The following is a 13,418-nucleotide window of genomic DNA, read 5'->3' as shown; positions in this document are numbered from 1 at the left end:
AGGCAGCCCTGTCACGCAGGACCGCCTCCGCACTTCAATATTCAATCTGATCCTCGATCTTCCCGTCCTCATCATGGATGATGGCCATGCTGCCGTATTCCTCGGCCAACTCTTTGGCGCGGGCAACGACACCGGATTTGTCATTCTCCTGCATCATCTGCTCTTCTTCGCCTTCTTTTTTCAATGCCCATTTGCCGTCGGCCGGGACGACGTGATAGTTGGCCTTGTCGGTCCCTGCACGGTCTCCAAAGTACTTGTCCGGTCCGTTGTCATTTCTTCCTGGCATTCTGAACCCTCCCTATCCTTGATAGTTTGTGTTTTCCCCGTTTGCCTCCGGTGAAACGGCTGTCGAAATAAGCGAGAACACAACTTGTTTTGACTATCTTTCTGAATGGGAAGGAATCGGGATCGGCGGCGCAGAAAAAGCCGGCATAGTCAATCGTTCCATTGGGTCCTTGAAGAGATGATATGGGGGAGGTATACAGGAGTTGGTGAAGCGAATTTATTTTTTCACGGGGTTTCCGGGGTTTCTCGCAACACGGATGATCGCCAGGCTGGCCGAGGAGGAGCCGGAATCCGAATTCGAGCTGCTTGTCCATGAGTCTGCCATTCCGGAGGCGGAGCGTGTTGTTCAAAGGCTCAGAGGAAACAAACGCACCAAACGATTCAGGATCCATGCCGGCGATATTACGAAGACCAATCTAAAATTGGAGAAGGCAGTTTCTGAGCAGCTGAAAGAGACGGTGACCCATGTCTTCCACCTGGCGGCCATCTACGACCTTGCCGTCCATGACAGGATCGCACAGTCTGTCAATGTCACGGGGACCCGGAATGTGAACCTTTGGGTTCTTGAATGCAAGTCGATTGAACGGTATGTCTATTTCAGCACTGCCTATGTTTCCGGCGACCGTAAAGGCACCATCTATGAAAATGAGCTGGCGCTTGGCCAGGATTTCAAAAATCACTATGAAAAGACGAAGCATGATGCGGAAGTGCTTGTCCAGTATATGAGGGACCGCATACCGACGACAATCATCCGTCCGGGCATTGTGCTGGGAGATTCAAAAACCGGGGAAACAGCCAAGTTCGATGGTCCCTATTTCATGATGCGCTACCTGGACAAGTTTTCACGGATGCCGATTCCTTATGTGGGCAAAGGGGAGGCGCTGATCAATCTGGTGCCGGTTGACTATATTGTAGAAGCGACCGTTTATCTGTCCCGCCATCCTGTCGGAGAGGACAAAGTGTATCATCTGACTGATCCGAACCCCTACCAGGCAAGAGAAGCGTTCCGGCTGATTGCCCAGGCGCTTACCGGGAAAGCGCCTTCATTCACGATGCCCCATTCGACTGTCCGGATCATGCTGTCATTCCCTCCGTTGCGGAAGTGGGTAAAAGTGGAAAAGGAGACGCTGGACTACTTCCGGCTTGAGGCTGTGTATGATTGCACGGAAGCCCAGAGGGACCTCGAACCGGCAGGCATCAAATGTCCGGACTTCGCCGACTATATCCCTGCTGCGGTGGAATACTACCGGCTGCACAGGAATGATCCTGCCAAACTAATCGAAGTCGTCTGAAGTTCCGAAACTTTCTCCTACCATTCGGCCCCGGAATCGTCTATCATTTGGGTATTGCGGTTTATCCATATGCCTTCATATAGACAACCTGCCAAGAAGGGGGAAATCGGACATGCCGATCAACATACCGAAAGACCTTCCTGCCGCAAAGAAGCTGAAGGAAGAGAAAATATTCGTCATGGACTCGGACCGGGCTGTTTCCCAGGACATCCGTCCTCTGAACATCCTGATCCTGAATCTCATGCCAGAGAAAGAACGGACAGAGCTCCAGCTGCTGCGGCTCCTCGGGAATACGCCGCTGCAGGTGAATGTCACGTTCATGACGATGGCGAGCCATCAGTCTAAAACGACGAGCAAGTCCCATCTGGATGCATTTTATGTCACGTTCGATGAAATCAGGCATCGGCGGTTTGACGGAATGATCATTACGGGTGCGCCAATCGAACATCTGGATTTTGAAGAAGTGAACTATTGGAGCGAACTGACGGAAATCTTTGAATGGTCGGACCAAAATGTCACCTCACTCCTGAACATCTGCTGGGGCGCACAGGCCGCGCTCTACCATTTCTATGGAATCGGAAAGCGGCCGCTTCCTCAAAAGTGCTTCGGGGTATACAGGCATACCATCTCGGACCCGACTGTCCGGCTGGCACGCGGATTCAATGACCTGTTCGTCGCGCCCCATTCACGCTATACCGAGGTGGATTCGGAAGAAATCCGGAATCATCCGAAGCTTCAGCTGTTATCCGAATCGGACGAGGCGGGTGCATTTATCATCGTATCGAAAGATGAAAGGCACATCATGATCACCGGACACCTGGAGTACGATGCGGATACGCTTGCGATCGAATACCGGCGGGACCAGAATAAAGGCCTGGGCACAGCCATCCCTGAGCATTACTTCCCGGACGACGATCCGGAGAACATCCCGCTCAATACGTGGCGCTCCCATACGTTCCTGCTGTTCTCGAACTGGCTTAATTATTATGTGTACCAGGAAACGCCATACGTCTGGGAATGACCGGGGAGGAGAAATCCGAATGTATGAGCAGAAAACGAAACCGACCGACAGCAGCGTCATCGAATTCATCGAGCAGATCGAACATCCGCGGAAGAAAGAGGATGCCTATCGCCTCCTCGATTTATTTGCAGAGACGACCGGCAGGGAAGCAGTGATGTGGGGTCCCAGCATCATCGGATTCGGAAAATATCACTATCGATATGCTACGGGCCATGAGGGTGACGCGCCGCTTGTCGGGTTTTCCCCGAGAAAGGCGAAAATCAGCCTTTATGTGACAGTCGACAATGCGGAACGGGAAGAACAGCTTTCGCGATTGGGAAAGCATACGTCCGGCAAGGCGTGTGTGTATGTCAACAAACTCGATGACATCGACCAGAATGTCCTGAAGGAGATCATCCGGAGCTCGATCGGTTTTCTAGAAAAGACATATCCCGATGGCATCGAATAAGGACAGGGAATCTGCTGACGTGCAGGTTCCTTTTTTGTCGTGGGGGTAAAGTAAGAGCGGACAGCAGGAGGGATGCAGATGAAAAAACAATGGTGGCTGCTGATATTCATCCTCTTCCTGCCGGGGTGCGGAGGAGAAGCTGATCAGGAAAATGGTGGCGAAGCCGGAGAGGAACTGTTGGGCGAGCTTCTTGGTACCATCTCGGAAGTGGACTCCTATGAGCTGGCTGTTGAGATCAAGGCAGAAACCGTGGACGGGAAGCAGGAAGCGACCTCGGGAAAGATCAAAGTGGCAGACTTCGATATGCCGGAGATGCACGCTGTCTATGAGAGGATGCCCGAAGTGGTTTCTCGGGAGAATACATCCACACTTGAATACTATCAGGCCGGGGAACGGCTTGTGATCAATCTGGGGGATGGATGGACAAACAGGAGTACTGAAGATATCACTGCTGATGATCTGCCTTCGGTCCGCTATATGGACATTGTACAGCTGCTGCGTGAAGTGGAAGGGGAATTGGGGACCGATCATGCAGAGGATCGTCTTGTCTATGCCGGAGACAGCCAAAAGGTGTTTGAGGCATTCAAGAAAACACTGTCCATCTCTTTCCGGTCGATCCGGCCGGAGAAGGCAAGCAGCCGGCTTGAGGTCCGTCTGGACGGCAATACTTCGATGATGAAAGATTTTTACTATACCGTTACGGGTTCGGAAAAGGGGCAGACCGAAACCATCAGTTATCAGCTGAATTACCACCGGATCAACAAGGTGGAGGGTATCGATATCCCTGGGGAAGTACTGGACGAGATGAGCGGGACGACCACTCACTGATGCAAAGTTTCCCGAGTGGATATTCGGGTAAATAGAGAGTATAGAATATGTTCCTCTGCAAAAGACGCCCACGGCAAGCAGCCGCGAGGCCTCTTTTGTGTATGTGCGTTGCATCTCCACCCTTGATACAAAAAAGCCTGCCGAATTGTCGGTCAGGCTTTTCCGGCTTTCAGGTGTCCTCGGCAACTTTCCGTGTTGATGGATTTTCATAGAGTGAACTTCCGCTAAAGTAGCCCGTAATGATTTTCCTGAAGATCCGGAACGAATCAAGGACAGGGCGGTAGTGGGAACTGGCATTGTGATCCAGGTAGATGGTCCGGATGTCCACTTCACGGATGGCCACCTCTTCCCGTACCGCGTGGATCAGCGTGTTCATTTCAAAATCATACCGGTCTCCACGGATTGTCATGAGCCATCGGAGCTCTCTGCGTGGGATTCCCCTCAAGCCCGTCTGGGTATCTTGCAGCCGTCTGCCGAATAACAGCCGGAAAAGCCGGGAGGTCAGCCTGTTGCCGAACAGGCTTCTGGATGGGATGTCGGGGTGGACAAAGTCCCTGACCCCGAAAACCAGCCCCCGGATCGACCCGGCTGTTTCCCTGGCAACTTTAATGACATCTTCGACGGCATGTTGCCCGTCGGCATCGGCAGTCACGACATGGGCGACATCTTCACAATTCTCAAGCACATGCCTGAACGCTGTTTTCAGTGCGGCTCCCTTGCCCAGATTCCGTTCATGTATAAGTACGGTGCAACCTTCCATGCTGCGAATCGATTCAAAGACCGGTTTCGAATAAAGTGCGCTTCCGTCGTCGACCACAATGATCAGGAAATCTCCCTGTTGTCTGAGCTGCCGGATATAACCCGGCAGGTGGCGATCCGGATTATAAGCGGGAATAATGATTGACTGATTCATGCTTGTCCCTCCTTCCGGTTTCGTGGTTACTGTCCTATACCCGTTTCAACGGATGTATACAGAGGGAAATCGAAACTTCTCCCAGACTAGTATTGAAAAATATGAAACCGGAAGGGATTGAAGACCGTAAATTGAAGCAGGGGTGATAACATGAAAACCGATGAACGTCCAAAGCTGGACATCCCAAAAACCATAGTTGAACGCATAATGGACGGAGCCGTGATAGGCTCATTTGTTTGGATAGTCGTTTATCTGGTGTCTGTCTGGGGTGTTTTGCCGGAACAAATTCCGGCCCACTTTAACGGGGCAGGCGAAGTGGACCGCTGGGGATCCAAATGGACACTTGTGATGCTGCCCATTATCGCGGGCCTGCTTTGGATCGGGATGACCATCCTTGAGAAATACCCGCATAAGCACAATTACATGGTGGAACTTCATGAACGCAACATCGAGTTTCAGTACCGCAATTCCAGAATGATGCTGAATGTACTGAAGAACCTGATCGGCTTGGTCTTCGTTTATCTGAGTTATATTTTTGCTCAAGTGGCACTCGGCGAGGAAGATTCTCTCGGTATTGGATTTCTTCCGGTTTTCCTTGCACTCATGTTTGCTCCAATGATTATTTTCATGATCCGGTCGCTGAGGCACCGGTAACGAAAGGAGGGGGCGGCATGCCCGTCTGTGCAAATTGCCGTCATCACTGGTCATTCAGGGAGACATTGCGGGCAATGTATACCCTGAAGCCAACGATGACCTGTCCAAACTGCAGAAAGGAACAGCATCTGACTGCCGCCTCCAGAAAACGGGGAGCTTTGATGCCGTTTCTGGTTGTGATCCCCATGCTGATCAATGTGTTTTTGGATTTAAACTGGCTGGCTGTGATAGGGGAAATGCTGATGATTGCAGTCATATTCAATTTGGTTTACCCCAGGCTGATTGACCTCACTGAAGAAGAGGAACCGATATGGTAACGGCAACCCGGGACAAAGGGAAGGGGCAGAGGAAGAAGAGCCTCGGGCAGACATTGGCCGGGCTTGTCATCGGCATTGTTCTATGGCCTGTATTCCTTCCTTATCTGTTTATCCACGAACCGGTGATCGACCTTCAGAGTACAGTGATTATCCTCGCTGCCATTGTCGTCAGTGCGGTGCTCGCCCTGGTCATCCACGAATTCGGGCATGCAATCGCAGGAGTTGCATCGGGCATGGCATTCATGAATATGAGCATTGGTCCGATCGTCCTGATCCGGTCGGGCGGAAAAAAACAGATCATTTTTCAAAAGCCTGCGCTCGGTTACCTGGGACGTGCCATGCTGCGGTTTCCTGAAGGGGTATCTGAAGGGGAGATGGAGTCACGGCTGAAACGTTATGTGGCCGGAGGGCCTGCGGCGAATATGGTAGTGGCAGCCTTTGCGGTTGTGCTCGTTTACACGATTTTGCCATCCGGTGTTCTGCTTACCTTTGCCATTGTCAACCTCCTTCTGGGAGCAGCAAACCTGATTCCGACCGACAGCAAAGGAATGATGACGGACGGAAAGCATTTGTCCATGCTATCAGGAAAAACGCCGGGCAAAGAACTGGTGCTGATCAGTTACCGTCTGATGCAGGAAGATGCGGAAGGGACAGATTGGAGCCCGGAAACAGTTGCCGAAGCAGAGGAACTGATCAGGCTGCAGCCTGATCATCCGCTGACGCCGGCCTTGTATGCGTCACTGTCCCCCTATTACATACCTGAAAACCCGTCAGTAGCCGAGGTTCTGGGCCGCGGAATCGCGTTCCGCGAACGGGATCAGAAAATCGATCCCCTGCAGGACATGGCAGACATCGCGATGGTCCATGTGCTTTATGCTGCCGGCAAGCTCGCTTCCGAGCCGGAAATCCGTACGAAGCTCGTTCAGATCGGAGACGCCGAGAAGGTTACCAGGCTGTTCCGCGATGCTTATTTAGCTTATTTGGACGAGCAGCCCGGGCAGCTCAGCAACTGCCTGGAGGAGCTTGAACGCGTACTTGGCCAGTGGCATTCGCTGTATCTGGAAGGAATGTATGAAAAAGGGCGCGTTCTTGCATTAAGACAGCTTCTCAATGATCCGCACCATCAATGAGGCAGAGAACGCCAAGGATAAACCGGCCGGATGGATCCGCGCAAGCAGCAGTTGCTTGCGGGAATCCATCCGGTTTCTTCTATGTACGGGAAGGGCGTGGGCGATTATACTGGGGAAGATACGGAATAACGATAATGGAGAGAAACAATGATACTGGTAATTGATAATTTCGATTCGTTCACTTTTAATCTTGTCCAATACCTGCGGCGCATAGGAATGGAAGCTTCAGTACGCCGAAATGACGAAGTGACCACTGAAGATGTACGGAAAATGGCACCCGAGGCGATCCTGATCTCTCCCGGCCCGGGGAATCCGGATTCTTCAGGCGTCTGCCTCGAGCTTGTCCGCCGATTCCATAAAGAGATCCCCATCCTCGGCATCTGTCTCGGCCAGCAGGTGATCGCCCGGGCATTCGGCGGTACTGTCGGAAAAGGCAATTGCCCGGTGCACGGCAAAACTTCCCCGATCACACATGATGGCTGCGGTGTATTCACGGGACTCCCTTCACCGCTGAGGGTTGCCAGGTATCACTCCCTGGTAGTTGAGGAGAAGACACTACCGGACTGTCTTGAAGTATCCGCCAGAACAGCCGGTGGGGAGATCATGGCGATCCGTCACAAAGTGTTTCAGGTAGAAGGCGTCCAGTTCCACCCGGAAGCCATCCTTACTGAGAGGGGTCTGGATATGCTGAGGAATTTCTTTTTGCGGGTGAGCAGGCCGGAGGTGATCCGCCATGCGTAATGAGTGCCGGCAGCAGGTATTGTCATTTGAATACGCCTCTGCTGACGGAACAGTGGTCCCGCATACATTCCGCAACCCCGTAAAGGTGATCCGTGCGGAACAGATAAATGATGTGATTCCTGCACTCCGGAGTGTCCAGGAAGCTGTGGACGCCGGTTTGTACGCTGCCGGTTTCCTCTCTTACGAAGCCGCGCCGGCCTTTGATCCGGCTTATCGGGTAAAGGAGGGGCATTCGATGCCGCTCCTATGGTTCGGAATCTTCGCCGAACCCGAATACAGTACTCTTCGGTCTTCCGGTCCATTCGCAGTTTCTGATTGGAAGCCGGATACCGGGGAGCAGGCATACAGAGAGGCCATCGGGACCATCAAGCAAGCGATCGAATCAGGAGAGACCTATCAGACGAATTATACAATCCGGCTGCTCAGCCAGTTCCGGGGAGATGAAGTCGCACTGTTTGAGCGCATGAAACGCGCACAGGCCTGCAGCTACAGTGCGTATATCAACACGGGCGAACATGCCGTGCTGTCCGCTTCCCCTGAACTGTTCTTCCGGGTAAAAGACGGACGCATTACGGCCAGGCCGATGAAGGGAACAGCCAAAAGAGGGAAAACATCGGAAGAAGATCATTCATTCGCACAATGGTTGGCACATTCTGAGAAAAACCGAGCGGAAAATGTGATGATCGTCGACCTTTTGAGAAACGATCTTGGCAGGATTGCCAAGACGGGAAGTGTGAAGGTGCCAAAGCTTTTCGAAATCGAGCGCTATCCGACTGTGCACCAGATGACTTCGACAGTGGAGGCGGATCTTGAGGCAGGAACAGATCTGATTGATGTATTTGGCGCGCTGTTTCCGTGCGGTTCCATCACAGGTGCGCCCAAAGTCAGCACGATGGATCTGATCTCAACAATTGAGCAGGCTCCGAGAGAAGTTTATTGCGGTGCCATCGGATTCATCACCCCGGAGAGGGAGGCCGTGTTCAATGTCCCGATCCGCACGGTGGTCATTGACCGGGCATCCGGGAATGCCACCTATGGGGTAGGAGGAGGCATTACATGGGATTCGACAAGCGAAGAGGAATACGGAGAAATCCTTGCCAAGTCTAGTTTTCTTGAACTGGACCGGCCGGAGTTCAGCCTTTTGGAAAGCCTCTTGCTCGAGGATGGTTGCTATTTCCTGAAAGAGGCGCATCTCGACCGGATGTCCCGCTCCGCAAGATACTTCGGTTTTCCGTTTGATCGGGAATCAGTCTCAGAAAAGCTGGAACAGATGGCGGACAAGCAACCGGAAGGCCACTACAAGATCCGCTGCCTGCTCGGCAGGGACGGGTTGCTGTCCGTGGAAGCTCAGGAGATTGCCGCCACACCGCGCCTGCCCGAAGTGACACTCGCCGTTCGGCCTGTCGACAGGGAAGATCCGTTCCTTTACCATAAAACGACGCACCGTGCGGTTTATGAGGAGCACGCAGTACCCGGCAGTTTTGATGTACTCCTTTGGAATCAGGACGGGAAACTGACCGAATTCATCAATGGCAACCTGGTGCTGGAAATCGGTGGCCGGCGCTGGACGCCTCCAGTGACCGCCGGACTGCTTGCCGGCACTTACCGTGAGGCTCTGCTCGAACAAGGCATCATTCGGGAAAGAGAGCTGGACCTGTCCGACCTGGAATCCTCCACAAGAATCTGGATGATCAACAGTGTCAGGAAATGGGTGGAAGTCCGTCTCGTGAATAAACTGGAGGGGTAGATGGAACAGGGGCCATGCATCCGCATGGCTCAGACTGTAGACAAAACGGACCCAGAGGAAATTTTCTGGGTCCGTTTTGTCATTCATGACCCGTTTTGTAGTCTGTTAACTCGATTATAGTAACAGGTACCGTTTGCCTCAATAAGCCTTATGGCGGATTGAAGCGGAGGGCCCGAGACACCTGCGGGAAAAGCGTTAGCCGAAGACCCCGCAGAGCGCAGCTCGAGGAGTGCAGCTAATGCCGCTCAACGCTTTCGCTTTTGAGCGCAGACGCCAAACTTCGCATTGGCGTCGGCAACGCCCGCGGTAAGCGAGGGCCCGCAGCGGAAATCCGAAGGATTTTCGGGAATAGAAAAAACTGCAGACAAAGGAGTCATTCACTCACTTTGTCTACAGTCTGGGCCATGCAGCCGCATGGCTTTTTTTAGTGGCTGACAGACAAGAATCAGCAAAATGTATGTAAAAAAAGGAATCTTGCAGAAAGGTGTGGAAGGGAAGGGGAAGACGCGGAACAGGGGGGGATTTGGTGAATATATCAGTTTGGATCTGGGGATTAACCATCGTGTTATGTGCGCTCTTCATCATGATTGCGTTTTTGTTCAGGAAAAAATCAGGGGAAAGTTTTGTGCAGTATGCAATTGCAGGCGGTACACTTCCTTTTATACTGATTCTCTTTACAGATATCGCGACCATTATGGGGGTAGGGAATTTCGTCGGACACTCTGCCAAAGGCTATGAGATCGGAGTGGCCAATATCCCGTTTGTTTTTGGGGAGCAGGGTGCAAAGGTCTTATTTGCCCTAGTATTTGCAGGATTTGCAGCGCGATTTACATATGTCACCATAGCTGAAATGATGGATGACCTGATTTTGCGTGACCGGGTTGCCCGGGCGCTGATCGCTGTCCTCACTTCGGCGATCATGATTGCTTGGACGAGCGGCCAGGCAATTGGGATGGGAGCGCTTTTCTCAACGTTCACCGGGGCAGAACCGCTTCCGATGATCCTTTTGTTTTCCGGCGTATTCATCATCTATACGACCATCGGGGGCATGTATTCGGTTGTCTGGACGGACTTCATTCAGGGGTCGCTCCTCATCGGAATTGCGCTTTGGTTTTATTACACGGTATTTAGTGAGGTCGACTTCAGCTTTTCGACACTCCAGACCCGGCTTGACGAAGTCGGGGGAATCCATCTGGCATCGCTGAATCTTTCCTTCATGGAAGTATTGAGCCTGTTTGTGACCGGCGTATTCGGGGTTCTGGCCGCGCAGGTTTATTGGCAACGGTGTTTCGCGGCAGAGAGCCCCAAAGTGGCCAGCAGGGCCATGCTGATCGGCGGGATTGTCGCCATCGTATTCACATCGCTGACAACGCTGACCGGACTTGTCATTTATACGAAAGACCAGTCGCTGGATCCAAACCAGGCCATCTCCTATTTCATCCTGGAGGAGCTGACGCCTGTCGCAGTGCTGGCATTTTTCCTTCTCGTCTTTCTTGCGGCGATCTCAAGCGCATCTTCGCTTCTGCATGCGGCTTCCGTTGTCATTGTGAATGATTTGGTGATTCCGAACATGAAAAAGAAGGAAGAGTCCTTTTATGTAAACATGACCCGCTGGTGCGTTCTCCTGGTCGGTGTGTTTTCTGTAGGGGCTGCCCTCATGTTCGAATCAATCATCGACCTGTTCTCGCTGGCCTATACGATGGCCGGGGGAGGCGTTGTTCCGGTGCTGATTATCGGACTGCTATGGAAGAATAGAAAGTCGGAACGGTTTGAAATGGGAGAACGGAACAGCCGTGTCACAGTATGGGGGGCAAGAGCCGGAATACTTGCCGGCGCCATCGTGTCGGTGGCTGCAGGGATCCTTTGGGGAGTGTTCGCTTCGGCAATTTTAACGATATTGGTGTCGCTGCTTCTTCCCAACAGGGAAGAGCCTGCGCTCAGTGCATGAACCCCACAAAACACAAAAGGAGACTCCATGGCGGGAGTCTCCTTTTAAAATTCAGTTTACGGGCTCTGCGAATTTCCGTTCGAATGCATCGATGCTGATTCCGGAATCGAGGACCTGCTTGGAATATTCTTTGGCGGCGAACAGGGAGTGGTCGCGGTAGTTTCCGCACTCCAGTGCGGAAACGGCCGGTACAGTTTCTGTTCCAATCACTTTTTCAAGTGTCGCCTTCAGTGCACGTGCGATATCCGCAGGATCGTGCTCATCCCAGATAATCATATAGAAGCCGGTCCGGCATCCCATTGGAGAAATATCGACAATCCCTTCGATTTCATCCCTCATATAGGTGGCAAGCAGGTGCTCAAGTGTATGGACCGCAGAAGTCGGCATGGCATCTTTATTGGGCTGGAGAAAACGGAGGTCATATTTCTGAAGCGATGCGCCTTTGGTGTGCTGTTCCGTGCCTGCTAGCCGGACATACGGGGCAATCACTTTGTTATGGTCGAGAAGAAAGCTTTCGACTTGTGCCATCGGGCCATCATCCTTTCCTGAATCATTTCCTACTTATCATATCAGATTAAAAATACAAAATAAACCATCTAAACTTTCCAGGCAAAAACCGAGTTGAAGTGGTTCCCAATACAGATCCGGCGTGGTATGATATTTCCTGTTTTGATTCTAAAAAAAGGAAGAAGGAAATGCGATGTCTGTGACTGCAGTTGGCGGCCAGGAAAAAAAGCTGAGTCTGTTTCATCTGACGTGGCCGATTTTTCTTGAGTTGTTTTTGTTTATGCTGATGGGATTGACCGATACCTTCATGCTGAGTTCGCTGTCGGATGATGCGGTCTCCGGAGTCGGAGCTGCCAACCAGTATATTCATATCGCAATCCTGGTGCTTGAAGTTGTCGGGAACGGAGCGGCGATTGTCGTCTCCCAGTACCTCGGTTCCAAGCGATATATAGAAGCCGCGAAAATTTCCGGTTTGGCGGTCTCGCTGAACCTCCTCGTCGGTCTGGGACTCAGTGTCATGTTTATGTTGTTCACGAATCGGCTGATGACCGCAATGAACCTCCAGGGAGAGGTGCTGGCCCACGCAGAGGCCTACTTGTCGATTGTCGGCGGTGCCATCTTCCTGCAGGCAATTATCAATTCCCTTGCTGCCGTGATCCGGGTGCACGGCTTTACGAAGCAGACGATGTTCGTCTCTCTCGGGATGAACATCATTCACGTGGTCGGCAACTATGCCCTGATTTTCGGGAAGTTCGGGCTTCCCGAACTTGGCGTGCAGGGTGCCGCGATTTCCTCCGTCGGCAGCCGGCTCATTGCCGTTTTCGTCTTTTTCTGGCTGCTGTACAGAGTGATGGAGTATAAGGTCGAGTTCAGGTATTACATTACCTGGACCCGTTCATACATTACAAAAATCCTGAACATCGGGCTTCCGAGCGCGTTTGAGCAGATCTTGTATCAGGGGTGCCAGCTCGTCTTCCTATACTATGTAACCCATCTTGGCACAGAAGCGCTTGCCGCCCGGCAGTATGCGGTGAACATTTCGATGTTCAGCTATTTATTCGCTCTTGCAATCGGCCTCGGTACTTCAATCATCACCGGGCGCCTTGTCGGGGCGGGGAACAAGGATGAGGCATATAAAGGGCTGTGGAGAAGCCTGAAATGGGCGTTTCTGTTTACAATCATCATGGTCGCTGTCGTCATGACGTTCCGTTTTCCGCTGATGCGGCTCTTTACGGACAATGAGGCAATCATCGAACTTGGGGCTTCGGTTCTCCTCCTGGCCTTCATGCTGGAGACGGGCAGGACGTTCAACATCGTCATCATCAACTCTCTCCGTGCATCGGGCGATGCCAAGTTCCCGGTTCTGATGGCGGCACTCTCGATGGTCATGATGAGCCTTCCGCTCGGCTATTTCCTCGTCTTCGTGATGGATCTTGGACTCGTCGGGGTCTGGCTCGCAATTGCTGCAGATGAATGGACCAGGGGGATCTTCATGGCCCTCCGGTGGAAAAGCCGTGCCTGGGAACGACATGCACTCGTCGACGACGACGTGCAGCCAGCCCCTGAAATTGCCTGACGGCAAGAGGT

14 protein-coding genes are annotated in these 13,418 nt (G+C 52.3%); 11 read left to right on the top strand and 3 right to left on the bottom strand.

The genetic code is table 11. From position 1 onward, the window contains the following. Positions 1-34: 34 nt before the first annotated feature. Entirely contained in the window at positions 35-286 is a 252-nt protein-coding gene (locus C772_RS09655) for a DUF2188 domain-containing protein (RefSeq protein WP_008299584.1), read from the bottom strand. A 205-nt stretch (positions 287-491) separates the two neighbouring features. On the opposite strand from C772_RS09655, the gene C772_RS09650 reads away from it, so the two are divergent. The 4 genes from C772_RS09650 (at position 492) to C772_RS09635 (ending at position 3,874) form a co-directional block, all read left to right on the top strand. Then, on the top strand, positions 492-1,577 hold the full coding sequence (locus C772_RS09650; protein WP_035002056.1) for an SDR family oxidoreductase: 1,086 nt from the start codon (positions 492-494) through the stop codon (positions 1,575-1,577). A gap of 112 nt (positions 1,578-1,689) precedes the next feature. Next, positions 1,690-2,598, top strand: a complete 909-nt coding sequence (gene metA, locus C772_RS09645) for a homoserine O-acetyltransferase MetA (protein ID WP_008299581.1) — start codon at positions 1,690-1,692, stop codon at positions 2,596-2,598. 19 nt (positions 2,599-2,617) lie between these two features. After that, positions 2,618-3,046, top strand: a complete 429-nt coding sequence (locus C772_RS09640; protein WP_008299579.1) for a DUF1801 domain-containing protein — start codon at positions 2,618-2,620, stop codon at positions 3,044-3,046. 78 nt (positions 3,047-3,124) lie between these two features. Continuing rightward, entirely contained in the window at positions 3,125-3,874 is a 750-nt protein-coding gene (locus C772_RS09635) for a hypothetical protein (RefSeq protein WP_008299577.1), read from the top strand. A gap of 169 nt (positions 3,875-4,043) precedes the next feature. On the opposite strand, the gene C772_RS09630 is transcribed toward C772_RS09635, so the two are convergent. Next, the gene (locus C772_RS09630; protein WP_008299576.1) at positions 4,044-4,787 is read right to left on the bottom strand and encodes a glycosyltransferase family 2 protein; all 744 of its coding nucleotides are present in this window, start codon (positions 4,785-4,787) and stop codon (positions 4,044-4,046) included. A gap of 150 nt (positions 4,788-4,937) precedes the next feature. Here C772_RS09630 and C772_RS09625 point away from each other — a divergent pair, with 150 nt between their 5' ends. The 6 genes from C772_RS09625 to C772_RS09600 all read left to right on the top strand — a co-directional run bounded on the left by C772_RS09625 (position 4,938) and on the right by C772_RS09600 (position 11,324). Then, positions 4,938-5,441: a DUF1648 domain-containing protein gene (locus C772_RS09625; protein WP_008299574.1), complete on the top strand. Its 504-nt coding sequence runs from the start codon at positions 4,938-4,940 to the stop codon at positions 5,439-5,441. 17 nt (positions 5,442-5,458) lie between these two features. After that, positions 5,459-5,758 (top strand): TIGR04104 family putative zinc finger protein, encoded by a 300-nt coding sequence (locus C772_RS09620; RefSeq protein WP_008299573.1) that lies wholly within the window; start codon positions 5,459-5,461, stop codon positions 5,756-5,758. After that, the gene (locus C772_RS09615; RefSeq protein ID WP_008299572.1) at positions 5,752-6,888 is read left to right on the top strand and encodes a zinc metalloprotease; all 1,137 of its coding nucleotides are present in this window, start codon (positions 5,752-5,754) and stop codon (positions 6,886-6,888) included. The genes C772_RS09620 and C772_RS09615 overlap by 7 nt, the downstream gene beginning before the upstream one ends. 147 nt (positions 6,889-7,035) lie before the next feature. After that, positions 7,036-7,629: an anthranilate synthase component II gene (locus C772_RS09610; RefSeq protein WP_008299570.1), complete on the top strand. Its 594-nt coding sequence runs from the start codon at positions 7,036-7,038 to the stop codon at positions 7,627-7,629. After that, positions 7,622-9,376 (top strand): aminodeoxychorismate synthase component I, encoded by a 1,755-nt coding sequence (gene pabB, locus C772_RS09605; protein ID WP_008299569.1) that lies wholly within the window; start codon positions 7,622-7,624, stop codon positions 9,374-9,376. The genes C772_RS09610 and pabB overlap by 8 nt, the downstream gene beginning before the upstream one ends. A 526-nt stretch (positions 9,377-9,902) precedes the next feature. Further along, positions 9,903-11,324 (top strand): sodium:solute symporter family protein, encoded by a 1,422-nt coding sequence (locus tag C772_RS09600; RefSeq protein ID WP_008299567.1) that lies wholly within the window; start codon positions 9,903-9,905, stop codon positions 11,322-11,324. A 51-nt stretch (positions 11,325-11,375) separates the two neighbouring features. On the opposite strand, the gene C772_RS09595 is transcribed toward C772_RS09600, so the two are convergent. After that, on the bottom strand, positions 11,376-11,852 hold the full coding sequence (locus C772_RS09595) for an S-ribosylhomocysteine lyase (protein ID WP_008299566.1): 477 nt from the start codon (positions 11,850-11,852) through the stop codon (positions 11,376-11,378). A gap of 172 nt (positions 11,853-12,024) precedes the next feature. Here C772_RS09595 and C772_RS09590 point away from each other — a divergent pair, with 172 nt between their 5' ends. Then, positions 12,025-13,407, top strand: a complete 1,383-nt coding sequence (locus C772_RS09590) for an MATE family efflux transporter (RefSeq protein WP_008299565.1) — start codon at positions 12,025-12,027, stop codon at positions 13,405-13,407. Positions 13,408-13,418 lie beyond the last annotated feature (11 nt).

The organism is Bhargavaea cecembensis DSE10, from assembly GCF_000348905.1.
GTDB classification, from domain to species: Bacteria; Bacillota; Bacilli; order Bacillales_A; family Planococcaceae; genus Bhargavaea; species Bhargavaea cecembensis.
The sequence above is the reverse complement of the archived record's forward strand: the minus strand, read 5'-3'. Positions and strand labels throughout refer to the sequence as shown.